Here is a 23,678-nt window from a genome sequence, read left to right as displayed (position 1 = left end):
GGATGCCGGGCCATGCCCTCGCGCAGGCGGCGCTCGATCATATTGATCTCGCCGACCCGGTCGAGCTGGTCGCGGGAGAGGTTCAGCAGCACCACGACCGACGGGTTGAGCGCGTCGGCCACGTGCGGCAGATGCAGCTCGTCCACCTCGATGGCGGCCAGCGGCGCGGTGCGGTGCGCGGTGAGCGCGGCCACGATGCCCGCGTCCATGTTCGCGCCGTCGGCCTGGGTGGCGACCCGGCCGAGGGTCTGCAGCGCCGCCGTGGTCATGCGGGTGGTGGTGGACTTGCCGTTGGTGCCGGTGACCAACACCGTGCGTTTGCCCCGGCCCAGCTGCGCCATCAGCGACGGATCGATCTTCAGCGCGATCAGCCCGCCGATCATGGAGCCGTTGCCGCGCCCGGCCCGCCGGGAGGCCCACGACGCGGCCGTCGCCGCCCGCAACGCCAGCTGTCCACGCATCGAAATGTCTGCCACGCCGCGAGTTTATTGGGGAAGCTCAGCTCTTGTAGAGCAGGGCCTCGTACTGGTTGGTGTAGTAGTCCTCGAGCTGTTCGACGGATTCCGCGGTGCTCGGCTGCAACTCCTTGACCAGGCGAGCCTGTGTCGGGAAATCGAATTCGGCCCAGCGCTCCGGCTTCCACAGGTCGCTACGCAGCATGGCCTTGGCGCAGTGGAAGAAGATCTGCTCGATGGCGATCTCGATGGCCAGGATCGGGCGATGGCCCTTCACCACCATGTCGTCGAAATACGGTGCGTCGGCCAGCAGCCGGGCGCGACCGTTGACGCGCAGCGTCTCACCGCGGGTGGGGATCAGGAACAGCACGCCCACATGCGGATTGGACAGGATGTTGAGGTAGCCGTCGGCGCGGCGGTTGCCGGGACGCTCCGGAATCACGAGGGTGCGGTCGTCGAGCACCTTCACGAAACCGGCCGGATCGCCCTTGGGCGAGGCGTCGCAGTTGCCGTCGGCGTCGCTGGTGGACAGCACGATGAACGGGGAGTTGGCGATCCACTGTTTGTCGCGCGCGTGCAGCGCGACGCGCTCCTTGCTGACCGCCCGCGGGCCGGGCTCCCCCAAGAGTTCGCGCAGCTGGGCCGGGTCGCTGATCTCGCTCATGATTCGATTCAACGCGCCCGGCGCCCGTGCGCACCAGCGATTTTGCGCCGGTGTGAGGAATTCCCTAGGAGTCGAACATATTCGGCTGACCGGCCGCGTAGCGCGCCACGTCCAGCTGCCGGAACGGTTCGAGCACCTCGGTGCGGTAGAGCGTGAACAGTTTGCAGCGGGCGGCATCCGAACCGGTCACGTCCAGCAGCTTGTTCACGGCCGTGCGGGCCGCCTCGGACGCGCCCTCCATGGTGGCCAGGTCCACATTGGTGCGCACGTAATCGCCTGCGAGATACAGGTTCTGGAGGCTGTCGGAGTGCGATTCCGGGCGCAGCGCCCACGAGCCCGCGGTATTGATCAGCAGCGGGTCGGCATTGGTATTGCGCCGCTGCCCGGCATCCCAGGCGATCCCGGTGTCCAGGAACCAGGAGTGCAGGTCGTCATCGCGCAGCAGGTCGGTGCGATCGTTGAGGTGCGCCTTCAGCTGCGCCCATACCTCGCGCGCGATCTCGTCGTGGGTGCACTCCTTGGCCGTCTTGCCGTAGAGCATGCCGGGGGTGTTCCAGTCGGAGATGTCGACCGACAGGCAGTCCTGCACGGTGCCGTCGCCGAGCCCGGTCATCGGGGTGCGGTTCCAGAACTGGCCCTGCGAGATCGAGGTCAGCGACCACGGGGAATCCACGTAGGCGACGTGGCCGCGCGCGATATCGCTGGTCCGGCGCAGGAAGAACTGGATGCCGGTCATCCAGTCCACCGTCAGCTGGTTCATGCCCGCCAATTCCGGTCGCAGCGACAGGATTTCGGGTGTCCAGAGGGTGCGGGCCACCTCGACGGGCATGGCGCTGATGAAATGGTCGGCGGTGACCGTCTGGGCCGCCCCCGCCGAATCCACCACTCGCACACCGGAGATCCGCGCACCGTCCAGATCCAGACCGCGGACCTCGGCGTTGACGAAGGTGACGCCGAGATCCTTCAGCCGGTTGACCCACGGGTCGATCCAGGCTTCGTTGGTGGCCCCGTTCAAGAGCCGGTCCAGCGCACCGTCATTGCCGACCTCGAGCGGGTTGCCCAGGAACTGCTCGCCCATGGTGCCGATGGTCAGGGTGCTGGCCTTGTCCTCCCGCGCGGCCACCAGCAGCGTGGTGAGCGTGCGCGAGAGCAGCATGCGAAATTCGTTGGAGCGCTGGCCCGCTCCCACGTAGTCGCGCCACGAGACCTGATCCCAGTGGCCGTAGCGGCGGGCATCGCAGCTGGTGTTGAAGACGAGCAGCCGGTTCGCGAAGTAGGTGGCGTCGGCGGTGCCCATCCTGGTCGAGGTGGCGATGGCCGAGCCGACCGTCTCGCGGAAGTCGTCCGGGGTGGCCCAGGGCTTCCCGAACCGGCCCATCGGAATGATCGTGCTGTCCGCGTCCTTGCGCGCGAACCGCGCCTCGGCGGCCGCGACCAGGTTGTCCCACACACCATTGGCATTGCCCGCGAACGGGATTCGCCGCATGGTGTCGGGGATGTGGCGGTAGAAGCCGGGGAAGAAGCGGAAGCCGTGCTCGCCCCAGAGCTCGGGCCTGCCGTCCTTGCCGGTACCCGGCACCGCGATGCTGCGGGCCTTGCCGCCCAGTGCCCGTCGCTCGTAGACGGTCACGTCGAAGCCGCGTTCGGCCAGTTCGTGCGCCGCGGTGAGACCGGCGACACCACCGCCCAGCACGGCCACCCGACGTCCGGTGTCGGCCCGGGCGCTGGTGGGCCGGGCGGCCCCCGCCGCCACCGCGCCCATCGCTCCGGCCGCGACCGCTCCACGCAGCACAGTCCGCCGCGTGACGGACAAACGCTGTCCTGCCATACCCGTTACCTCCCACGCCTGGTCCGCATCCTAGGGAGCTGTCGCAGACAGATGGTCGGTTGGGGTGGAATTTCTCATGCCGAAGGCCCGGATTCTCGCCGGAATCCGGGCAAACGAGACGGTCGGCTAGACCTCGGCGAGATTCGGGTCGAATTCCATCCGGCGTGTCGGCTCGGCGGGTCGGATGGGTTCGACCGTTCGGACGGTTTCGGGGGCCCGCCGGCCCGCGGAGGTGGCGGTGAACGCCCCGGCGATGACGATCACGGCTCCGACCAGAGCCAGGGCCGACGGCGTCTCGTTCAGGAACGCCCACGAGGCGGCGATGCCCACCACCGGCACCGCGAGCGACAGCGGAGCCACCGTGCCCGCCGGGTAACGGCTCATCAGATACGTCCACAGGCCCGAACCAGCGATGGTGCCCAGCAGCACGATGTAGGCCAGTGCGGCGAGTGCGGGCAGACCGCTCGCCGAGAAGGACCCGACCAGATCGTTCCAGCCCGTGGTCGGCCCCTCCGTCAGCACGGACAGCGCGAACATCGGGATGGGCGGCACCACGGCCATCCACAGCGTCAGATGCAACGGGTTGAGATCCTCGGATTCCGCTGCGGCCAACCGTGATCCGATATTGCCGAAGGCCCAGCCCAGCCCGCCCGCCAAGGTGAGCAGCACCGGCAGCAGCGCGGCGTGATGCGAACGGTCCCAGCCGATCACCCCCATGCCCAGCACGGCCACCGCGATGCCCGCCAGCTGGATCCCGCGCAGCCGCTCGCGCAGCAACACCGCTCCGAGCAGCACCGTGAACGGTGCGGAGGACTGCAGCACCAGCGAGGACAACCCGGTCGGCATCCCGGCCCGCATGGCCGTGAACAGGAACGCGAACTGCAGAATCCCGAACCCGAGCCCGTAGAGCAGCAGCCACTTCACCGGCACCTTCGGCCGCGGCACGAAGATCAGCACCGGAATCGCGATCACCGCGAACCGCAGCCCCGCGAAGAAGAACGGCGGGAAGTGCTCCAGCCCGATGTGGATGGCCAAGAAGTTCAGCCCCCACAACACCACCACGGCGAGGCCGAACAGTCGATCACGATTGGTCATGCCGAAATTCTTGCGTCGGCTAATAGGTAAGCACAATCGAATAATTCTGCAACAACTATGTAGTACAACTTAACTGTGCTTCAGCCAGACACACCCAGCTCCATCCCGCCCCCGCGCCGCATCACCCGCGACACCCCGGGACCCGCACCGGCCCAGCCGACCCCGACCGACGGTCCGCTGATGTCGATCGAACGGCTGCGAGTCCTGCGCGAACTGGCCGATCGCGGGACGGTAGCGGCTGTGGCCGAGGCGCTCTCGATGACGCCGTCCGCTGTGTCACAGCAACTCAAGGTGCTGGCCCGGGAGGCCGGGGTGGCGTTGCTGGAACCGGATGGCCGCCGCGTGCGGCTGACCGATGCCGGGCGGGCGTTGGTGGTGCGGGCCGACGAAGTCCTGGAAGCCATGGAACGGGCGGTCACGGAGATGGCCGAATATCGCGGGTCGCCGCGGGGGCAGGTGCGGGTGGCACTGTTCCCGTCGGGGGCGACGCTGCTGCTGCCGCGGGTGCTCGCGGAGCTGGCGGGCAGCGGCGTGGAGGTGGTGGCCGCCGACGAGGACGTGGTGCCGGGCGAGGTGCCGCGGTTGCTGGCCGATTACGACGTGGTGCTGACGCACCGGGACGAGCGCGCGCCCGCGCTCGGCGGGCCGCGCGTGGACACCCGGGTGCTGATGCGCGAACCGATCGATGTGGTGGTCGCCCCGGATCACCGGCTGGCCAAGCAGGGCGCGGTGGTGCCCGCCGAGCTCGCCGACGAAACCTGGATCAGCGTCCGCACCGGCTTCCCGGTCGACGACGTGCTGCGGTCGATCGCGACCGTGACCGGCGTCCAGCCCCGAATCGCACAGCGGCTCAACGAGTTCGCCGTCATCGAGTCCCTGGTCGCCACCGGCTACGCGGTCGCCCTCATGCCCCGCTACGCGGTCCGCCACCCGGACCTGGTCATGCTCCGCCTGGCCGGGGCCCGCGCCGCCCGGGTCTACGATCTGGCCACCCGGCCCCACGCCCACAAGCGCCCCGCCGTGGCTATGGTCATCGCCGCCTTTCAGGCGGCGGCCCGCCGCGCGACGAATAGTTGAACACCCGCATCAGCTGTTGACTTGGAGTGCACTCCAAGTTCTAGCGTGGGCGCTATGAGCATTCGACTCGGGTATCAGATGCCGAACTTCAGCTACGGGGTCGCGCCGCGGGACTTGTTCCCGGCGGTGGTGGCGCAGGCGCGCGAGGCCGAAGCGGCGGGCTTCGACGCGGCCTTCGTGATGGACCACTTCTATCAGCTGCCGTTGCTGGGCGCGCCCGAGGAGCCGATGCTCGAGGCGTACACCGCACTGTCCGGGCTGGCCGCCTCGACCGAGCGAATCCAGTTGTCCGCCTTGGTCACCGGCAACACCTACCGCAACCCGGCGCTCACCGCGAAGACCGTCACCACACTGGACGTGGTGAGCCGGGGTCGCGCGGTGCTGGGCATCGGCGCGGGCTGGTTCGAGCTCGAGCACCAGGCCTACGGCTACGACTTCGGCACCTTCACCGAGCGTTTCGAGAAGCTGGAGGAGGCGCTCGAGATCATCACCCCGATGCTGCGCGGGCAGCACTCCACCTTCGACGGCAAGTGGTACCGCACCCAGGACGCCATGAACGAGCCGCGAGTCCGCGACGACCTGCCGATCCTGCTCGGCGGCGGCGGTGAGAAGAAGACCTTCGGGCTGGCGGCGCGCTTCGCCGACCACCTCAACATCATCTGCAATGCCTCCGAGCTGCCGCGCAAACTCGAGGCCCTGCACGCCCGGCTGGACGAGGTCGGCCGCGACCCGAAGACCCTGGAGACCAGCTTCCTGGCCTTCGTCATCGTCGACGAGGACGGCGATCGCGCCCGCAAGACCCAGGCCGACATGCTGGCCGGCCTCGGCATCACCGACCTGTCGCCCGAGGCGCTGCGCAATACGCCCGCCGATCGGCAGTTCGTCGGCACGCCGGACCAGGTCGCCGAGCAGATCCAGGCCCGGGTGCTCGATCAGGGCATCGACGGCATCATCGTCAATATGGTCACCAACGGCCACGAGGCGGGCGCGGTCGAGCTCGCCGGTCGCGCGCTGGCCCCGCTGGTCAAGGGCTGAGCAGAACCCAGAAAAGCCCCGCGGTTCCATTGAACCGCGGGGCTTTTCGGTGTTCGGTCAGCCCTGCGGCTGGAAACCACCCTGCTGCGGCGGGTAACCACCACCCTGCGGGGGCGGCTGCTGCTGCGGGTAGCCCTGCGGCGGGAATCCTTGCGCGGCAGCGTGATAGCCGAAGTCGTCGGCCACCATGGCGGCCAGCTCCAGCAGCGCGCGCCGGGTCGGCTTGCCGACCAGTTCCAGGTCGATCTCCGCGCCCTCGGCCAGGTGATCGTCGAACGGCACCACCTGCACCGCGCGGGTCCGATCGAGGAACAGCTTGCGCAGCTGATCCAGGTCCACCGTGGAGGAACCCTTGCGGGAAGCGTTGACCACCACCACGGTTCGCTCCACCAGCTTGTGGTAGCCGTGGTGGTCGAGCCAGTCCAGCGTCGCCGAGGCGCTGCGCGCGCCGTCGATGGCCGGGGAGGTGACCAGCACCAGCGAGCTCGCCATATCCAGCACGCCGGACATGGCCGAGTGCATCAGGCCGGTGCCGCAGTCGGTGAGGATGATGTTGTAGAACTGCTGCAGGATGCCGATGGCCTTGCGGTAGTCGGCCTCCGAGAACGCCTCGGAAACCGCCGGATCCTGTTCGGAGGCAAGCACTTCCAGTCGACTCGGGGCCTGCGAGGTATGCGCTCGCACATCCGAGTACCGGCTGATGTGCCCGTCCTCCAACAGGTTTCGCACTGTGGAGCGGGTCTGCCGGGGCACGCGGTGCGCCAGCGTCCCGAGGTCCGGATTGGCGTCGATGGCGATCACCCGGTCACCGCGCAGCGAGGCGAAGGTGGAGCCGAGTCCGACCGTGGTGGTGGTCTTTCCGACGCCGCCCTTGAGCGACAGGATGGCGATCCGATAGTCCCCGCGCACCGGCTGGTTGACCCGGTCCACCAGCTGCCGGTACACCACATCCGCGGCCGACTCGCCCGGATTGATGGAACCGCCGGACGCCTTGTGCACGGCGCGGCGCCACCCGCTGCGCGGCGCCCGCTTGGCCCGCTTCAACAGGTTCAGGTCATTGACCGAATGCCCCGGCGGCATCTGCTGCTGGCCGTAGCCCGGCTGCTGCCCGAATCCGCCCTGCTGCTGCGGAAAACCCTGCTGCTGCGGCGGATTCCAGCCGGGCTGGAACCCGACCTGGGGCTGCGGCTGGGACTGCTGCTGCGGCGGCGCGGCCGGGGGCGGCGACCAGCTGTAGATCGGCCCGCCCGGCTGATCATTGGCGGGCGCGAACTGCCCCGGCTGCCCGGGGCCGCCGAAATGTCCCGGCTCCATGGGGTTCTGGCCCTCGACCGGCGCGCCGTTCTCGGCGAACACCCGCCGCACCATACCGTCGCTGCCGATCTCCTGACGGATCTCGCCGTAGGGGGTCTGATCCACCACCTCACCCAGCGGCGCACCGGGAGGCGGAAAGCCGTTCGGCGCACCGGGATTCGGCGGCGGCGCGAACTGCCCGGCGTCCGGCGGCGGAAAACCGCCGGGCCCCTGGAAGCCCGGCGGACCGTACGGTCCGGGACCGCCCTGGGCGAAGGGATTGAAACCTTCCGGCCCGCCCGGACCCGAGAACGGGCCACCGGGAGCGGCGAACGGGTTCTGACCCGGGCCGGGGCCACCGGCCAAATGCACGGTCTGGTCCATCGAATCCGGTACCGGCGGGAAGAATCCGGCCGCCTGGTCCTCGGTCTCGTTCGCGCCCTTGACCTCGGCATGCCCGTCCGCCTGCGCCTCGTTCTGCTCGGCCTCGACGTCGGCCACCTTGACGGGGTCGTCGGCGTCCCCCGCGCCCTTGACAGGCTTCGAGGTCGAATTCTGATCGTTCGTAGTCACGTGTCCCCCATCTGCTCGACAGCTCGAACAGAGAGCTCGGCGGCGCTATTGCGTCCCAACGCTAGCATTCTCGAGCCCTCCGGACGCGGTGAGCCCGCCTCGACAACGTCGAGACGGGCTCTCCTACCTGCGGTTTCACTCAGGCCTTGCGGGCCGCGCGGTTGACCGCGGAGACCACCGCGCGCAGCGAGGCGGTGGTGATCGAGGTGGCGATGCCGACACCCCACGTCACCTGGTCGCCGATGGCGACCTCCACGTACGCGGCGGCCTGGGCGTCGTCACCCGAGGACATGGCGTGCTCGCTGTAGTCCAGCACCCGCACGTCGTAGTCGATGGTCGCCAGCGCGTCGACGAAGGCGGCCAGCGGGCCGTTGCCCTCACCGGAGATGGCCTGCTCGACACCGTTCACCTTGACCACGGCCTCGATGTGGTCGACGCCGCCGTCGGTCTCCGAGGCGGTGACCTTCTGGCGCATGCGCTCCAGCGGCAGGATCGGGGTCAGGTACTCCTCCGAGAAGACGTCCCACATCTCCTTCGGGGTGACCTCGCCGCCCTCGCCGTCGGTGATCTTCTGCACGGCCTGCGAGAACTCGATCTGCAGGCGGCGCGGCAGCACCAGCCCGTGATCGGTCTTCATGATGTAGGCGACGCCGCCCTTGCCGGACTGCGAATTCACCCGGATCACAGCCTCGTACGTGCGGCCGACGTCCTTCGGGTCGATGGGCAGGTACGGGACCTCCCACACGATGTCGTCGACATCCGCGCCCTGCGCGTCGGCGGCGGCCTTCATGGCGTCCAGGCCCTTGTTGATGGCGTCCTGGTGCGAACCGGAGAACGCCGTGTAGACCAGGTCGCCGCCGTAGGGGTGGCGCTCGGCGACGGGCAGCTGGTTGCAGTACTCGACCGTGCGGCGGATCTCGTCGATGTTGGAGAAGTCGATCTGCGGGTCGATGCCGCGGGAGAACATGTTCATGCCCAGCGTGACCAGGCAGACGTTGCCGGTGCGCTCGCCATTGCCGAACAGGCAGCCCTCGATGCGGTCGGCGCCGGCCTGGTAGCCCAGTTCCGCGGCGGCCACGGCGGTGCCGCGGTCGTTGTGCGGGTGCAGCGACAGCACGATGGAGTCGCGCCGGGCCAGGTTGCGGTGCATCCACTCGATGGAGTCGGCATAGACGTTGGGCGTCGCCATCTCCACGGTCGCGGGCAGGTTGATGATCAGCGGCTTCTGCGGCGTGGGCTGGATGATCTCCGAGACCGCGTCGCACACCTCACGGGCGTAGTCCAGCTCGGTGCCGGTGTAGGACTCCGGGCTGTACTCGTAGCGCCAGTTGGTGTCCGGGTAGCGCTTCTCGACCTCCAGGCACAGCGTGGCCGCGTCGGTGGCGATCTTCTTGACGGCGTCGCGGTCGGCGCGGAACACCACGCGGCGCTGCAGGATCGAGGTCGAGTTGTAGAAGTGCACGATCACATTGCTCGCGCCGGCGCAGGCCTCGAAGGTGCGCTCGATCAGCTCGGGCCGCGACTGGGTCAGCACCTGGATGGTGACGTCGTGCGGAATCGCGCCGTCCTCGATGATCTCGCGGACGAAGTCGAAGTCGGTCTGCGAGGCGGACGGGAAGCCGACCTCGATCTCCTTGTAGCCCATGCGCACCAGCAGGTCGAACATGCGACGCTTGCGGGCGGGGCTCATCGGGTCGATCAGCGCCTGGTTGCCGTCGCGCAGGTCCACGGCACACCAGCCGGGCGCGACATCGATGATCTTGTCCGGCCAGGTGCGGTCGGGCACGGAGACCGGCTCTACCTCTTCGGCGAACGGGCGGTACCGGAACACCGGCATCGAGGAGTTCTTCTGCGCGTTCCAGGCTGGCTGGTCGGCGGGCGCGGGCTTGGACGGCGCGGTGATGGTGCGCGTACCGGATACGAAAGCGTCAGCGGGTGACATGGCGATTTATCTCCGAGGGTGTGGCTGGATCCCAGGTGTGGGGTAGACCGGCGCGGCAAATCCCCGCGACGGGAGCCGGTCCTGATCAGAACCCGTCGCGGCGGCCGAGGAGAAGAGCCCGCTGCATGATGATCGAGAGTTTACAGGGCCGAAATAGCAGCCCGGAAGGTGGGGAGGCGGGAGCCACATTCAGAGTGTGTCACCCATGCCCGGCCGACGCGCAGAGTTCGTGAATGAAGCGCATTTTGTCCAGAACCGGGGGCGCCAGCACGAAGGGATACGAATCCCGGTGGCCCATGGCGCGATTCATCATATTGAGAGCCCAGGCCAGGGGGAGCCACAGCTCGATGAGGCGATCGAAGGCGGCGTCGCCGATGGGCGGGCGCTCCAGAGTGGCACCGGCGGGGGCGAATCCGAAGGCGGCCGCGGTGTCGAGGGTGTCGCGCATGTGCAGGTAGTGGGCGAAGGTTTCGGCCCAGTCCTCGGCGGGGTGCATGGTGGCGTAGGAGGAGACGTGGGTGTTCTCCCAGCCGGGCGGCGCGCCCTCGGCGTAGTGGCGGTCCAGGGCCTGCTGGTAGTCGGCGGCGGGGTCGCCGAACAGGGCGCGGAAACGGTCCAGGTCGGTGACGAGGACCTCGAAGTAGTAGTGGCCGATCTCGTGGCGGAAGTGGCCGAGCAGGGTGCGGTAGGGCTCGTCCATCTCCAGGCGCAGGCGTTCGCGGTGCAGGTCGTCGCCCTCGGCGAGGTCGAGGGTGATGACGCCGTCGGCGTGGCCGGTGATGACCGGGTCCTCGGCGCTGGAGAGCAGATCGAAGGCGAGCCCGGTCAGGGGCAGGCCCAGTTCGGTGAGTTCGAGGACCAGGCGGCGTTTGGCGGCCTCGGCCTCGCCGAAGGCGGTGAGCCACTTGCCTTCCGGGGCGGCCGGGCGGCGACGGGTGAGACGGCAGGATTCGCACAGGCCGGGTTCGGCGCCGTCGGGTGGCGCGGGGACCAGCCAGTTGCACTGCGCCAGGTACTGATTCGCGCACATGGCCTGCTTATCCGGTTCGACGAGCAGCAGGGCCCGCGCGTCGAGGTCGAAGCCGAGCGCGCCGCCGCAGCTCAGGCAGACGGTGTTCTCGAAGGTCAGCCGCTGACCGCAGCGAGGGCAGGCGAAATCGCGCATGGGTCACTCCTCCACCGGGGCGACGTCCACGGACACCGTGATGGTGGATTCCTTGGCGTCGGTGTAGATGATGCCGCGCAGCGGCGGGACGTCGGCGTAGTCGCGGCCCCAGCCGACGGTGACGTAGCGGTCGTCGACGAACTGATTGTTGGTGGGGTCGAACCCGATCCAGTGGCCCGGGTCGGCGGCGGTGCCGCCGCCGGGGAGCCAGACGGCAGCCCAGGCGTGGGTGGCGTCCGCGCCGACCATGCGTTCCTTGCCGGGCGGCGGGTCGGTGGCGAGGTAGCCGGAGACGTAGCGGGCGGCCAGGCCGTGCGAGCGCAGGCAGGCCAGAGCGAGGCGGGCGAAGTCCTGGCAGACGCCGCGGCGTTCGGCGAACACGTCGGCGACGCGGGTGCTGACGGTGGTGGACCCGGATTCGTAGGTGAAGTCGGTGTTGATGCGCGCGGTCAGTTCCTTGACCGCGTCGAGCAGGGGGCGGCCGGGGGTGAAGGTCTCCGCCGCGTACTCGACGACCTCGGGGATGATCTCCGGTGGTGTCAGGTCCAGGGTGAATTCGACTGCGAGCGGGCCGTTCCGGCTGGTGGGGCGCGCTTGTTCCCAGGCGGGCTGGTCGTCGGGGGCGGCCGGGGGCGTGATCTCGACGAGGGATTCGCCGGTCACCTCGAGGCGACGGTGTTCGGCGGTGACATGGAAGTAGAAGGTGGTGTTGCCGTACACGTCGGTGCCGACCGAGCGGTCCGAAGGGACCGGGTCGACGTGGATGTCGTGCGAGAGCAGACGCTGGCCCGGGAACTCGCGCGGCGTGAGATACGCCCGGCCGTACGAGCTGTTGACCACGTCCGAATACACGTAGACGGTGCGGTGCAGCACCCGGAGCCGCCGCATGAGCTATCCCACCACCCTGGTGGAGCCCCACAGCGGCTGGATGTCACGCGGCACCGCGAGGCGGGTGGCCTCGAAGGATTCCGAGAGCTTGCGCAGCCGCAAGTGCACGCCGTCGAGCAGATCGGCCAGGTCGGTGCGGTGACCAGCCGCGTCGGTGGCCTCCAGGTCGGCCGGGTCGACGCGGCGCAGCATGCGCTGGGCGTCGGCCAGGAGCCGTTGCGGCCGTGAGGATCCCGAGGCTCCGGGCAGGGCCAGGAAGTCGTTCTCCAGACGGTCCAGCTGATAGGCCAGTGAGCGCGGATTGTGCTCGTCGAACAGCAGCAGCCCGGCCACCGCGGCGATGCGGACCGAATCCCGGTGGCGGCGGCGATAACTCACCGCGGAGACGGTGGCGGCCAGCACGGCGTCGGTCACCACCCGGCCGACCTCGGGCGGGTAGGTGTCGGTGAGGGCCGAGGTGAGCAGGGCCGAGAGCGCCAGCGCGCGTTCGAGGCGGCGGCCGATATCCATGACGTGCCAGCCGGTGTCGCGCACCGTGGACTCGGCGTCGATACCGGTGAGCGCCAGCAGCCCCGACAGCGACTTGGAGTGCACGGCCGACAGGGCCGCCCCGCGATCGCCGCGCCCGCCGCGGTATTCGGCCAGGGCACGGTCGATGGCTCCCAGCACCATCCAGGTGTCGGGTGAGAGCTGATCGCGCACCGCGCGTGCGACTTTGGCGTAGCGCTCCACGGAATAGGCGACGGAACCGGCGAGTTCGCGGTCCACGGTCAGTGCGACCAGGTAGTCGTGGTCGCGGCGGGACGCGCCGGGCAGGGCGATCGGGACGGTCGGCTCGTCGGAGTACTCGCGGCGACGCGTGGACTGCGATGGGGACTGCGATTGCGATTGGGACTGTGATTGGGACTGCGATTGGTTCTGCGCCTGACGTCGCCGGGTGCGTCGCCGCTCCGCCGATTCCCGTTGCGCCACACTCTTCTTCGGCTCGGGCAGGGGCGCGCCCGTCATGCGGCCCAGGGCGGCCATGAGGATCGGCATGGCCTCCGCGCCCTCCATCCACGGCCGGTACCGGTAGTCCTGATGCCGGTCGTGGATGGCGCTGAGCAGCCGCACCGTCACCTCGGCGCGCTCACCGTAGCGGCCCAGCCAGAATAGGTCGTTGAGCACGCGCGGCGAACTGACCACGTCCACGGGGGTGAGCGCGGCGGCGCGACGCTCCCGGTCCTCGGGCGCCTCGACCGCGGGCACGGCCGGGACGGTGGCGGGCACGGCCCGCACCCAGACGTCCTTGGCGGCGGCCTCCCCGATCATGCCGTCGGGTCCGCCGCGCTGATGCAGTTGCCCCAAACCGCCCTGCATGACCCGGTAGCCGACGCGACCGGCCAGCGAGAACAGCCGGACCGCGACGGGCGCGGCCGCCAGTCCCCCGGCGGCGTCCACGGCCGGGGCGACCGAGAATCGGGCCGGGTCCTGGCCGACCCACTTCCAGCCCTCGGCCTCGATGCGGGCCCGCCACTGCGCGCGCTGCACGGCGGTGAGCAGTGGCCCGAAGACGGTGGTGTCGTCGACCGCGGAACGCAGGACCAGCCGGTGCAGGTTGGCGCTCAGATGGGAGCGTTCGGAATCGTCCCCACCCCAATAGGATTCGATGCCCGGCAAGCTGAGCTCCTGGTCCAGCAGCCGCCGCGACAGCCGCGGCAGGAACGCGGCCAGGGCGGGATTCTCCAGCAGCCCGCTGCCCAGCGTGTTGACCACCGTGACCGCGCCGCGCCGCAGCACCTCCACCAGCCCGACCACGCCCAGCCGCGAATCCGGCCGCAGGTCCAGCGGATCGGAGAATTCGGCGTCCACTCGGCGCAGCACCACGTCCACCCGTTTCAGGGTGCCCAGCGAGCGCATCCACAAGTGCCCGTCCCGCACCACCAGGTCGGCGCTCTCGACCAGCGGGAAACCCAGTACCGAGGCCAGATACGCCTGGTCGAAGGCGGTTTCGGAGTGCACGCCCGGGCTCAGCACCACCACCACCGGCTCCTCGTCGGCGGCCTGCGGGGCGGCCTCGATGAGCATCAGGCGCATGGCCCGCACGAACGGGGTGAGCGGACGCGGGCTGGCCAGTTCGAAGGCCTCGGGAATGGCGGCGGAGACCACGCGGCGGTCGGCGAGCGCGTAGCCCGCGCCGGAGGGGGCCTGCGCCCAGTCGGCGAGCACCCGGAAACCGCCGTCGCTCCAGCGGCTCACATCGCAGGCGTGCAGGAACAGCTGGTGGCGACCCGGCAGCGAGATACCGTGTGCCGCACGCACATACCCGCGATGGCCGAACACCAACTGCGGCGGCAGCAGGCCCTCCACGAGGGTGCGGCGCGGGCCGTAGATGTCGGTGAGCAGCGCGTCCAGCAGCCGGGAGCGTTGCACCACACCGGATTCCAGCGCGGCCCAGTCGGTGTCGGACAGCAGCAGCGGGATCGGATCCAGCCGCCACGGCGACGGGTTGGCGGGCTCCGCGTCGGCGGTCAGTTCGGTGTAGGTGATGCCGTCGTCCTCGATGAGGCGGCGGACCCGGTCGTCGATGCGGTGCAGGCCGGCGCGGCCCTGGTAGAGGAAGTCGGCGGACAGGTCGGCCCACATGGCGCGCAGGCGGCCGTCACGATCGACGAGTTCGTCGTAGTAGCCGCCGGTCGGGATGCCGCAGGCGTCCCGCGCACCGGTGTCCGCCGCGGCGGCACGGTAATTCGCGAATTCACCGAGCACTTCACGACGTGCGTCCCCGGGCGGCACCGCGTCGAGCACTGTCACCGCTACCACTTCCCCGGGTATGCCTATCGATCGCCGACGATGCCCCACACGGTCCGCGCCCTGCGCAGATCGAGTATCCCGGGTGCACCGATGTCTGTCGCCTGTATAGCCATTTTGGCACGCAAATCCGCGATATCCACCGGGCCCGGGGTATGGCCGGTGGATTCGAAGCGACGATTGCGCCGCGATTGCGCCACTACCGAATTCACCGGTGGCCCGGCGTAGAACATGCCGCCGGGATGGCTCACGTGATAGGTGCAGCCGCCGCGCGACAGCCCGGTCTCGAGCTCGATCACATCGAAGACCAGGGGCGCGTCGACGGTGATCGTCGGATGCAGGGATTCCGGCGGCTGCCAGGCCCGGTAGCGCACGCCCGCCACCTGCACGTCCGCCCGGCCCGCCGCCACCAGCGGCAGCGGAAAACCGTTGCAGGTCACCACGTAGCGGTCCCGGTCGGCGCCGGTCACCCGGACCTGGAGGCGCTCCACCGAGGAGTCGACGTAGCGGGCGGTCCCGGCGGCGGTGGTCTGCTCGCCGAGGGTGTTCCACGGTTCGATCGCCCCGCGCAGTTCGATTTCCATATCACCGAGTACCACCGTGCCGAAGCGCGGAAAACGGAACTCGGAGAACGGATCCAGCCAGCTGGTATCGAATTCGATGCCGTGCGCCCGCAGGTCCGCCGCGACCTCGGCGATATCGGCCTGCAGGAAATGCGGCAGCAGATATCGGCCGTGCAGATTCGCGCCGTGCCGAATGAGCGGCGCGGTGTACGGGTGCTCCCAGAAGCGCAGCACCAGCGCGCGCACCAGCAGCGACTGCACCATGGCCATGCGGAAGTGCGGCGGCATCTCGAACCCGCGCAACTCGACCAGGCCCAGGCGGCCGCGCACCGAGTCGGGACTGAAGAGCTTGTCGATGCAGAACTCGGCGCGATGGGTATTGCCGGTGAGATCGGTGAGCAGATGACGCAGGGCTCGATCCACTGCCCAGGGCGGGGCGACGGGTTCGTCCGGATCGGCGGCCCGGCCGAGGCTGGCGATCTCGGCGAAGGCGATCTCCAACTCGTACAGGGCGTCTTCGCGTCCCTCGTCGACGCGCGGAGCCTGCGACGTCGGGCCCACGAAGCGACCGGAGAACAGATACGACAGCGCCGGATGCCGCTGCCAGTAGGTCAGCATCGAGACCAGCAGATCCGGCCGTCGCAGCAGCGGTGAACGCGCCGGGGTCGCGCCGCCCAGCGTGATGTGATTGCCGCCGCCGGTGCCCCGGTCGGTGCCGTCCACATCGAAGGACTCGGTGCTCAACCGGGCCAGTCGAGCCTGCTCGTAGAGGGTGTCCAGCAGCTCCGACTGCTCAGCGAAACCCGTGGTGGGCTGGACGTTCACCTCGATCACGCCCGGATCGGGGGCGACGGACAGGCTGTGCAGCCTGCCGTCGGCGGGCGGCGGATAGCCCTCCAGCACGACGGGCCGCCCGAGGGCGACCACCGCCTCCTCGACCCGGCGCACCAGATCGCAGTAGGCGCCGAATTCTCCGATGGGCGGCAGGAATACGAACAGACGGCCGTCGCGCACCTCGGCCACCACGGCGGTGATCGGGGCGCGCTCGGCGGACTCCACCACCGCGGGCGGTTCGTCCGCGCTCAGCGGCCGGCGCGGCGCGAACGGGTCCGCCTCCGGGCGCGGTGGCGGCGCGTTCCAGGTGATCGATCCCAGCGGCAAGCGCAATCCCGCCGGAGAATCACCCTCCGTCAACATGATTCGACCCCGGCGCAGTCGCCAATCCGCGCTCGCCCAGCCGGCCTCGTCGTCGCGGCGGTACAGCGACAGCACGTAGGCGGCGGGCTCGTCGACCGGACTGTCCAACCGCGCCAGCAGATTCCGGCGCGCCGACAGCGAATCCCCGCCGACAGCGAGATCATCCTCCGGCCGGACCGGTTCGCCGTGCGGCACAGCGGCTTTGGCGGCCATCCGCAGCAACGGATCCTCGTACACCGGCCGAACCTGTTCCTCCGGAAGACCCAGACCGGCTGCGATATGGGCGATTACCGCGCGTGCGGCCCGCGCGTCCATACCTTGCGGCGGATCCGTCACCGGGGTCACCGACCCGGACACGGCGGACCTCGCCCCGCCACCACCCGCCATCGCACCGCGCAGCATTACGCCGTCGTCGGTACCAGGCGGGGTCGCCCCACCGTCCCCATTGCCCGCACCACGCGGTGCCAGACCGTCGCCCGCACCGCGCGGTCCTGTCCGATTGCCCGCGCCGCGGATCGATGGGCCATCGATGCGGCGGCCCTGAACTCCGTTCTCGCGCCACCGCGTGCTGCCATTACCTTGCGTCGCAGCGTCGTCCGCCGCTATCCCGTCGGCCGCGGTGGTGTCGGTCGCCAGGCCGTCCGCGGGATCGGCGGCCGGGTCGGGGTCGGTCGACCACGGGTGGGTCAGCAGTTCCGGGTGCCGCCACAACGGTTCGCCGTCGTCGCGCCACAGCATCGCGATCTCCCAGCGCGGCAAGGGTTCTCCCGGATACCACTTGCCCTGCCGGTATTGCACCAGACCGTTCGGCGCGTAGATGCGACGCAGGCGTTCGGCCAGGTCGGCGGCGCGTTCGCGCTTGTGCGGGCCGTCGGCCTCGGTGGTCCACTCCGGGCCGGTCTGATCGTCGAGGGAGACGAAGGTGGGCTCACCGCCGACGGTCAGTTCGATCCCGGCCGCCTCGGTGCGGGCGTCCACCGCCGCGCCCACCGCGCGGATCCGCTCCCACTGGGAATGGGTGTAGGGCAGCGTGACTCGCGGATCCTCGTGGATGCGGCGCACCGTATTGGAGAAGTCGAGGGTGGAGATGACCGGGTCGGTGGATCCGGTGATCGCGGCCGAGGACACCGGATGCGGGGTGGCGGCCAGCGGGATGTGGCCCTCACCGGCGAACAGGCCCGAGGTGGGGTCCAGGCCCACCCAGCCCGCGCCGGGCAGGTACACCTCGGTCCAGGCGTGCAGGTCGGTGAAGTCGGCGGGCGGACCGGACGGCCCGTCCAGTGACGGCACGTCCTGGGCCAATTGGATGAGGTAGCCGGAGACGAAGCGCGCGGCCAGCCCGAATTCCCGCAGGATGGACACCAGCAGCCAGGCCGAATCCCGGCACGATCCCAGGGCGGTGCGCAGCGTGTGGTCGGGCGTCTGCACGCCCGGTTCCATGCGGATGGTGTAGGCGACGTCCTGGCGCAGCGCCTGATTCACCGCGATCAGGAATTCGATGGTGCGCGGCCGATCGTCAGGGGTGTGGCGGCGCACCCAGTCGAGCACCAATTCGCCTGGGCCGGAACCGTCTTCGCCCTCGTCCACCGGACGCAGGTACGGCTCCAGATCGGCGAGCAGTTGCAGCGAGTAGCCGAACGGGAAGTGCTCGGCCTGCTCCTCGACGAAGAAGTCGAACGGATTGATGGCGTCCATATCGGCGATCAAGCCGACCGTGATGGACAGTTCCGGCGTGGGCTCGTGGAAGATCAAGCGCGCCAGGAAGTTCCCGAACGCGTCCTGCTGCCAGTTCACCCAGTGGTTCCCCGGGCTCACCCGCAGCGAGTACGCCTCGATGGTGGTGCGCGTGTGCGGGGCGGGGCGTAGCCGGACCACGTGCGGATGGACGCGCACGGGATGGTCGAAGGAATAGGTGGTGCGATGCTCGAGGGAAACCTTGATCCCCATCTCTCCAGTTCACCACGACGAGGGCCTGCCACGCGGGCGTTTTTCCGACAGATCGGACGACACGCGGTGAGCTCCCACAGTTGTCGCACGGGGGTGATATCACCGTAACGACGCGTGAAGGAGGCAGCGGTGCAACCGAATGGATGCGCTCTGTGTGAATCGGCCCTCGATCACTGCCACGGGAGTTTGATCGTGCACGCCGCGGGCTCGGTGGAATGCACCGAATCCGAGTGTTTCGACACCGCCCGGGCCCGGCACCTGTTCGTGGCCGATTGCTCGGATGTGGCGGGCGGTTGTGACTGCGCCGCACCGGAGCTACGGACCGGTCGGCTGGACCGGACCGGCTAACCACTAGCCTGGCCGGGTGAGCTACGACCTGGTTCTGCTGCCCTCCGGTGCCGCCGCGTCCCCCGACGGGGTGGACGACTATCTGACCGCGCAGGAAGGCCGACCGGCCGACGCGGGCGTCGCCGAGATCGCGGCCGAGCTGGACAAGCGCAATGCGGAGCTGTCGGAGATCGACAGTTTCCTGGGCGCACCGGCGGCCGACGGCGTGCTGGGCGCGGCGCTGTTCGTGTCCACGCCCTACGACGCCATCGGGCACACCCGCGGCCTGCTGTTCGAGCTGGGCACGCCGCGCGGCTACGCGGTGTGGGATCCGCAGCTGGCCTGGCTCAGCGATCCGGCGGAGTCGGTGACCGCGGCCGTCACCCATGGCGGCGCGGGGGAATTTCCGTACCTGACAAGGCAACTCGTCGACGAATGGATTCCCGATCTGGGACAGCCCGGTCCCTATCTGATCGTGGAAACCGGCGATCAGGTCTACATCCAGACCTATCGGCATCCGGACGGGCATTACGACCTCGAATACCGCGATGGATCGGCCGATAAGCATTTCGCCGCCACCGCAACCGATCCGCGAATTGTCGCCGATCTAATCTGGGGATGGGCGACCGGAGATCGTTCGGGCTTCACCGCACTCGAATGGCAACAGCTCACGTTCTGAGCCTCGAATAACAGAGAGATTTCAATTTCGGCTCGCCCGCCCTCGCAATGAAGGCTACGTGCGTGCAGGAAAGCTAATGTTCAGTTATGAAGCTACGCCCGACATTGAGCGCAGGAACCATGCGTAAAGGGTTGGCGGTCGTGGCCGGATTGGCGGCCACCTTCGCGATCGCGGTGGCATTGCACGCCAGCGGCGCGGGCGCGGATATCCCCAGGAATGTGCAGCACATTCCATGCCCCCAGCCGGCGGCGCTCCCCGCACCGCCGACCTGGACTTGACCAACTCTCGGTAACTCTCAGGGGTTTCACCCCTGAACCCCAGAAGCGCCCGACTAGAGCGCTCTGCGGCCGGAAAGTGCGCGGCCCAGGGTCAATTCGTCGGCGAATTCCAAGTCGCCGCCCATCGGCAGACCACTGGCCAGGCGGGTCACGCTCAGGCCCGGGAAGTCTCGCAACATCCGGACCAGATAGGTGGCCGTCGCCTCACCCTCGGTATTCGGGTCGGTGGCGATGATGACCTCGGTGACATCGACGCCGTCGTCCTGATTTCCGATGCGGGTCAGCAGTTCCCGAATGCGGAGCTGATCGGGACCGACGCCCGACAATGGATCGAGTGCGCCGCCGAGCACGTGATAGCGGCCGCGGAATTCCCGGGTGCGCTCGATCGCCTGCACATCCTTGGGCTCCTCGACCACACAGATCATGGTGCGGTCGCGGCGCGGGTCGGCGCAGATGCGGCAGAGTTCACCGTCGGAGACCGTGCCGCAGACGGCGCAGAACCGCACGCCGTCGCGCACCTTCTGCAGCGCCGCCTGCAAGCGGTCGATCTCCGGGGGCTCCACCGAGAGGAAGTGGAAGGCGATGCGCTGCGCGCTCTTCGGGCCGATGCCGGGCAGCTTGCCCAGCTCGTCGATGAGATCCTGAACCGGACCCTCGTACACCTACGCCGCCCGCTCAGAATCCGGGCAGCGCGCCGCCGCCGAAACCGCCCGCGAGCGGACCGAGCCGCTCGGCGGCCAGGTTCTGCGCGGACTCCATGGCGTTGTTGAGCGCGCCGTTCACGAGATCCTGCAGGCTCTCGATGTCGTCCGGGTCGACCACCTTCGGGTCGATGGTCAGCGCCAGCACCTCACCGGTGGCCTTGATCCGGGCGCGCACCAAGCCGCCGCCCGCCTCGCCCTCGACCTCGGATTCGGCGATCTCCTGCTGCGCGGCCATGACCGCCTGCTGCATCTGCTGGGCCTGGGCCATCAAGGCCTGCATGTCGAAACCTTCACCGGGCTGCACGGCGCGTCCTTCCTGGGGGATGGTGATCGCTCCCCAGCCTAGTCGCCGACGCGCGCCGCACCTCTTGACTCTCCCCTCGCTGGAGGGTGTTCGCTTAGGGCATGACAGCGACGGTTCCCATCGGCGAGTTCTCCCGGCTCACCTACCTGACCATCAAGACGCTGCGCTACTACCACGAGATCGAACTGCTGGAGCCGGTCACGATCGATCCGGGCACCGGCTACCGGTTCTATTCGACCGCGCAGGTGGACCAGGCGCATCTGATCAAAAGGCTGCGGGAGCTGAACATGCCGCTGCCGGAGATCAAGGCGGTCATGGCGGCACCGGATCAGACGGCGCGCGATGAGGCCATCCGCGTGCACCTGGAACGCATGGAGGCGGAGCTGGTGCGGACCCGCGACGTGGTGGCCTCGCTCAAGGCGCTGCTGCTGCCGTCGGCCGGGATCAGCGTCGAATACCGTTCCATCGCAAGCCATCCCGTGCTGGCGATGACTTCCGAAGTGGCGCGGGAGGATTGCGATCAGTGGTGCGAGTACAGCTTCGGGACGCTCTACGAGCGGATCGGGGCCGCCGGTCTCGCGCCCGCCGGGCCCGGGGGCGCGACCTACGCGCCCGAGTTCTTCGAGTACGACCGCGGCGAGGTGGTCACCTTCGTGCCCATCGAAGCCCGGCACCGAGAACTGTTCGATTCCGTTCTCGACCTACCGGCCCGCCGCTTCGCCATCACCGTGCACGCGGGCCCGTTCACCGAATTCGACCGCACCTACGGCGCCCTGGGCAGCCATGTGGCCGAACACGATTCCGCGCTCGCCGAACCCGTTCGCGAGCTCTACCTGGTCGGTCCCGGCGACGCCGAACCGGCCGATTACCGCACCGAAGTCTGCTGGCCGATCGGCCGGCTCTGAAAAGGAGAGCACCATGGCACTGTCCCTCGGCAATATCACCTTCGACTGCCACAATGCCGCCGAACTGGCGGGGTTCTACGCGCAACTGTTCGAGCGCCCGGTCGACGCGGGCGCCAACGAGCACTTCGCGACCATCGACAATGACGCCGCCACACCGACATTCATGTTCATCGGGGTGCCCGACAAGAACCCGGGCAAGAATGTCGTGCACCTGGATCTGCATTCGCCGGATCAACCGGCGGAGATCGCGAAGGCGGTCGCCCTGGGGGCCAAGCACATCGCGGACTTCGACGAATACGGCGTGAAGTGGGCGACGCTCAGCGACCCGGAGGGCAACCTCTTCGATATCGCGCAGGATTAAGCGAGTTCCTTCTTCAGGTTCTCGAGCACCTCGGCCTGGATCTTCTTCAGGCCGAGCGGTGCGAAGATGCCCTCGAAGATGCCGCCGATGCCGCCGGCGCCCTTCCAGGTGGTGCGCACGGTGACCAGCGAGCCCGCGCCCTGCGGGGTCACCGTCCAGGCGGTGACCATCGAGGAGTTCGAATCCCGTTCGGTCACCATGGAATCGGAGACCGAGATCGCGGCGCGCACATTGCGCTGCCGGGACTCGGTGGCCTGCAGCGTCCACTCCGCGACCGTGCCCGCACCCTGCCCGCCCTCGACCACCTTGTAGTCGCGGTAGTGCGAGGAGAGGATCTTCGGCCGGACTGTCTCGTAGTCGGCGATCGCGTCGAGGGTGCGCTTCGGATCCGCCGCGACGACGATCGAACTGGAGGCGCTGACCTGTCCCACCATGTGCTCCTTACTGATTCCGGGCTGACCGGCACTTCTGCCCTGTTACCGCTCGGTCATGCTACGCCGGATCCGGGTCGCCCGGTTCGCTGCGGCATGTCGGGTCGGGCACTTATCCTGGGGTGCATTACGGGGGGAGGACGCCATGATGATGCGGTTCGCCACGTGGCTCCGGCTCAATATCGACGGGGTCGTAACGCTGGTCATCGCGGTCACGGTGATCCTGTTGGAGGTCCTGGACAAGGTCAACGCGAACTCGAACGTGGTGAGCGGGGCGGTCCTGTTGGTGCTGAGCCTGCTGGCGGTGACGATTCTGCGCGACCGCAATCGCGTCACCCGGCTGGTGCAAGAGACGGCGGCGGTGCGGCTGCTCTACGGGGCCGAGGTCGACCAGGCGCAGGCACGCGCCCGGCGCACCACCAATCGCTGGATCTACAAGGGCGGCACCGGAACCTCGCTGCGGGTGAGCACGCTGCCGTTCTTCCTCGACCGGGCCCGCGCCGAACATCAGCTGATGAATCTGCAGGTGGAGATTCTGGATCCGGGCAATGAGCAGCTCTGCCAGGCCGAGGCGCTGTACCGCAATTCGCTGCAACCCGGCGGAGACGCGAACGGGCGGCCGTGGACGGCGGACCGGATCCGCAAACAGTCCTACGGCAGCGTGCTGGCATGCGCGTGGTACCGCCAGCAGTCGGAATTCCTCAGCGTCGAGCTGGCCCTGTCGGCGGCGTTGACCACCTACCGGTGGGACATGTCCGACGAGATCGTCATCGTGAACCAGCGCGGCTCCAACACGCCCGCGCTGCTGTTCGAGCACGGCAAGACCCAATACTCCGATCTGGCACGGGAATTGGCGGTGAGCTTCAAACAGGGCAGGCAGATCCCGCTGGGCCGCGACACCGAGCTGCGGCCGCCCGCCGAGCCGACCATCGTGCAGACGCGCCGCCTGCTGGATCAGCTGGGACTGGGCCTGCCCGTCATGTACACCGACGAGGATGTCACCGAGATCGTGGAATACGCGCTGCGGCCGGTGCTGACGTTCTAGCCGGTGAGCAGCAGGCCCGCGGTGGCGGCGGCGGTCGCGGCCACGCCCAGCACCAGGCCGGTGAGCACGAACTTGCGCATGGGCACCCGGACCTCGTGGCTGCGGCAGAACTCCAGGCACAACAGGGTCGCC

General features: G+C 68.9%; 20 protein-coding genes. 7 read left to right on the top strand and 13 right to left on the bottom strand.

Annotated elements, in window-relative coordinates:
* From ACWELQ_RS07540 to ACWELQ_RS07525, 4 genes are all read right to left on the bottom strand, one after another.
* Positions 1 to 461, bottom strand: a 461-nt coding sequence (locus ACWELQ_RS07540) for a Mur ligase family protein (protein ID WP_452396206.1), incomplete at its 3' end; no start/stop codon positions are given.
* A 37-nt stretch (positions 462 to 498) separates the two neighbouring features.
* Positions 499 to 1,119: a pyridoxamine 5'-phosphate oxidase family protein gene (locus tag ACWELQ_RS07535; RefSeq protein WP_452396204.1), complete on the bottom strand. Its 621-nt coding sequence runs from the start codon at positions 1,117 to 1,119 to the stop codon at positions 499 to 501.
* A 64-nt stretch (positions 1,120 to 1,183) separates the two neighbouring features.
* Positions 1,184 to 2,947, bottom strand: coding sequence for a hydroxysqualene dehydroxylase (locus ACWELQ_RS07530; protein ID WP_452396203.1), 1,764 nt, complete (start codon positions 2,945 to 2,947; stop codon positions 1,184 to 1,186).
* A gap of 126 nt (positions 2,948 to 3,073) precedes the next feature.
* Complete coding sequence (locus ACWELQ_RS07525) at positions 3,074 to 4,042, bottom strand: EamA family transporter (protein WP_452396202.1); 969 nt, start codon at positions 4,040 to 4,042, stop codon at positions 3,074 to 3,076.
* Positions 4,043 to 4,222: 180 nt separating this feature from the next.
* Between ACWELQ_RS07525 and ACWELQ_RS07520 the strand changes: the two genes are divergently transcribed.
* Together ACWELQ_RS07520 and ACWELQ_RS07515 are read left to right on the top strand one after the other, a co-directional pair.
* Positions 4,223 to 5,119 carry a LysR family transcriptional regulator gene (locus ACWELQ_RS07520; protein WP_452396205.1) on the top strand — a complete coding sequence of 299 codons (897 nt, stop codon included), beginning with the start codon at positions 4,223 to 4,225 and terminating at the stop codon, positions 5,117 to 5,119.
* Positions 5,120 to 5,173: 54 nt separating this feature from the next.
* The gene (locus ACWELQ_RS07515) at positions 5,174 to 6,154 is read left to right on the top strand and encodes an LLM class F420-dependent oxidoreductase (RefSeq protein WP_452396201.1); all 981 of its coding nucleotides are present in this window, start codon (positions 5,174 to 5,176) and stop codon (positions 6,152 to 6,154) included.
* A gap of 57 nt (positions 6,155 to 6,211) precedes the next feature.
* Here the strand turns inward: ACWELQ_RS07515 and ACWELQ_RS07510 are convergent, their stop codons facing one another.
* The 6 genes from ACWELQ_RS07510 to ACWELQ_RS07485 all read right to left on the bottom strand — a co-directional run bounded on the left by ACWELQ_RS07510 (position 6,212) and on the right by ACWELQ_RS07485 (position 18,512).
* Complete coding sequence (locus ACWELQ_RS07510) at positions 6,212 to 8,020, bottom strand: MinD/ParA family ATP-binding protein (RefSeq protein ID WP_452396200.1); 1,809 nt, start codon at positions 8,018 to 8,020, stop codon at positions 6,212 to 6,214.
* Positions 8,021 to 8,159: 139 nt separating this feature from the next.
* On the bottom strand, positions 8,160 to 9,962 hold the full coding sequence (leuA, locus tag ACWELQ_RS07505; RefSeq protein ID WP_452396199.1) for a 2-isopropylmalate synthase: 1,803 nt from the start codon (positions 9,960 to 9,962) through the stop codon (positions 8,160 to 8,162).
* A 199-nt stretch (positions 9,963 to 10,161) separates the two neighbouring features.
* Positions 10,162 to 11,127, bottom strand: a complete 966-nt coding sequence (locus ACWELQ_RS07500) for a zinc-binding metallopeptidase family protein (protein WP_452396198.1) — start codon at positions 11,125 to 11,127, stop codon at positions 10,162 to 10,164.
* Positions 11,128 to 11,130: 3 nt separating this feature from the next.
* Positions 11,131 to 12,015 (bottom strand): transglutaminase family protein, encoded by an 885-nt coding sequence (locus ACWELQ_RS07495; RefSeq protein WP_452396197.1) that lies wholly within the window; start codon positions 12,013 to 12,015, stop codon positions 11,131 to 11,133.
* A 3-nt stretch (positions 12,016 to 12,018) separates the two neighbouring features.
* Positions 12,019 to 14,808: a circularly permuted type 2 ATP-grasp protein gene (locus tag ACWELQ_RS07490; protein ID WP_452396196.1), complete on the bottom strand. Its 2,790-nt coding sequence runs from the start codon at positions 14,806 to 14,808 to the stop codon at positions 12,019 to 12,021.
* Between the two features lie 23 nt (positions 14,809 to 14,831).
* Positions 14,832 to 18,512, bottom strand: coding sequence for a transglutaminase family protein (locus ACWELQ_RS07485; protein ID WP_452396195.1), 3,681 nt, complete (start codon positions 18,510 to 18,512; stop codon positions 14,832 to 14,834).
* Between the two features lie 364 nt (positions 18,513 to 18,876).
* Between ACWELQ_RS07485 and ACWELQ_RS07480 the strand changes: the two genes are divergently transcribed.
* Together ACWELQ_RS07480 and ACWELQ_RS07475 are read left to right on the top strand one after the other, a co-directional pair.
* The gene (locus ACWELQ_RS07480; RefSeq protein WP_452396194.1) at positions 18,877 to 19,518 is read left to right on the top strand and encodes a hypothetical protein; all 642 of its coding nucleotides are present in this window, start codon (positions 18,877 to 18,879) and stop codon (positions 19,516 to 19,518) included.
* Positions 19,519 to 19,637: 119 nt separating this feature from the next.
* The gene (locus tag ACWELQ_RS07475; protein ID WP_379354922.1) at positions 19,638 to 19,796 is read left to right on the top strand and encodes a hypothetical protein; all 159 of its coding nucleotides are present in this window, start codon (positions 19,638 to 19,640) and stop codon (positions 19,794 to 19,796) included.
* Between the two features lie 53 nt (positions 19,797 to 19,849).
* Here ACWELQ_RS07475 and recR read toward each other — a convergent pair whose 3' ends face one another.
* Both recR and ACWELQ_RS07465 read right to left on the bottom strand, forming a co-directional pair.
* Positions 19,850 to 20,458, bottom strand: a complete 609-nt coding sequence (gene recR, locus ACWELQ_RS07470; RefSeq protein WP_452396193.1) for a recombination mediator RecR — start codon at positions 20,456 to 20,458, stop codon at positions 19,850 to 19,852.
* A 13-nt stretch (positions 20,459 to 20,471) separates the two neighbouring features.
* A complete protein-coding gene (locus tag ACWELQ_RS07465) occupies positions 20,472 to 20,804 on the bottom strand; it encodes a YbaB/EbfC family nucleoid-associated protein (protein ID WP_452396192.1) in 333 nt (110 codons plus the stop codon).
* 101 nt (positions 20,805 to 20,905) lie between these two features.
* On the opposite strand from ACWELQ_RS07465, the gene ACWELQ_RS07460 reads away from it, so the two are divergent.
* Both ACWELQ_RS07460 and ACWELQ_RS07455 read left to right on the top strand, forming a co-directional pair.
* A complete protein-coding gene (locus ACWELQ_RS07460; RefSeq protein WP_452396191.1) occupies positions 20,906 to 21,709 on the top strand; it encodes a MerR family transcriptional regulator in 804 nt (267 codons plus the stop codon).
* Between the two features lie 13 nt (positions 21,710 to 21,722).
* Positions 21,723 to 22,070 (top strand): VOC family protein, encoded by a 348-nt coding sequence (locus ACWELQ_RS07455; RefSeq protein ID WP_452396190.1) that lies wholly within the window; start codon positions 21,723 to 21,725, stop codon positions 22,068 to 22,070.
* On the opposite strand, the gene ACWELQ_RS07450 is transcribed toward ACWELQ_RS07455, so the two are convergent.
* Positions 22,067 to 22,501, bottom strand: coding sequence for an SRPBCC family protein (locus ACWELQ_RS07450; RefSeq protein ID WP_452396189.1), 435 nt, complete (start codon positions 22,499 to 22,501; stop codon positions 22,067 to 22,069). The two genes, ACWELQ_RS07455 and ACWELQ_RS07450, sit on opposite strands and share 4 nt — an antisense overlap.
* A 145-nt stretch (positions 22,502 to 22,646) precedes the next feature.
* Between ACWELQ_RS07450 and ACWELQ_RS07445 the strand changes: the two genes are divergently transcribed.
* Positions 22,647 to 23,546, top strand: a complete 900-nt coding sequence (locus tag ACWELQ_RS07445) for a hypothetical protein (protein WP_452396188.1) — start codon at positions 22,647 to 22,649, stop codon at positions 23,544 to 23,546.
* Positions 23,547 to 23,678 lie beyond the last annotated feature (132 nt).

Source organism: Nocardia sp. NPDC004722 (genome assembly GCF_053601505.1).
This window is presented reverse-complemented; position numbering and strand designations above follow the sequence as displayed.

Bases quoted from the DNA above. Each gene is read 5' to 3' on its own strand.
- ACWELQ_RS07485 (WP_452396195.1), bottom strand. From the start codon at position 18,512: ATGGGGATCAAGGTTTCCCTCGAGCATCGCACCACCTATTCCTTCGAC.
- ACWELQ_RS07495 (WP_452396197.1), bottom strand. From the start codon at position 12,015: ATGCGGCGGCTCCGGGTGCTGCACCGCACCGTCTACGTGTATTCGGAC.
- ACWELQ_RS07520 (WP_452396205.1), top strand. From the start codon at position 4,223: ATGTCGATCGAACGGCTGCGAGTCCTGCGCGAACTGGCCGATCGCGGG.
- ACWELQ_RS07515 (WP_452396201.1), top strand. From the start codon at position 5,174: ATGAGCATTCGACTCGGGTATCAGATGCCGAACTTCAGCTACGGGGTC.
- ACWELQ_RS07530 (WP_452396203.1), bottom strand. From the start codon at position 2,947: ATGGCAGGACAGCGTTTGTCCGTCACGCGGCGGACTGTGCTGCGTGGA.
- ACWELQ_RS07460 (WP_452396191.1), top strand. From the start codon at position 20,906: ATGACAGCGACGGTTCCCATCGGCGAGTTCTCCCGGCTCACCTACCTG.
- ACWELQ_RS07500 (WP_452396198.1), bottom strand. From the start codon at position 11,127: ATGCGCGATTTCGCCTGCCCTCGCTGCGGTCAGCGGCTGACCTTCGAG.
- ACWELQ_RS07455 (WP_452396190.1), top strand. From the start codon at position 21,723: ATGGCACTGTCCCTCGGCAATATCACCTTCGACTGCCACAATGCCGCC.
- leuA (WP_452396199.1), bottom strand. From the start codon at position 9,962: ATGTCACCCGCTGACGCTTTCGTATCCGGTACGCGCACCATCACCGCG.
- ACWELQ_RS07525 (WP_452396202.1), bottom strand. From the start codon at position 4,042: ATGACCAATCGTGATCGACTGTTCGGCCTCGCCGTGGTGGTGTTGTGG.
- ACWELQ_RS07475 (WP_379354922.1), top strand. From the start codon at position 19,638: ATGCGTAAAGGGTTGGCGGTCGTGGCCGGATTGGCGGCCACCTTCGCG.
- ACWELQ_RS07535 (WP_452396204.1), bottom strand. From the start codon at position 1,119: ATGAGCGAGATCAGCGACCCGGCCCAGCTGCGCGAACTCTTGGGGGAG.
- ACWELQ_RS07445 (WP_452396188.1), top strand. From the start codon at position 22,647: ATGATGATGCGGTTCGCCACGTGGCTCCGGCTCAATATCGACGGGGTC.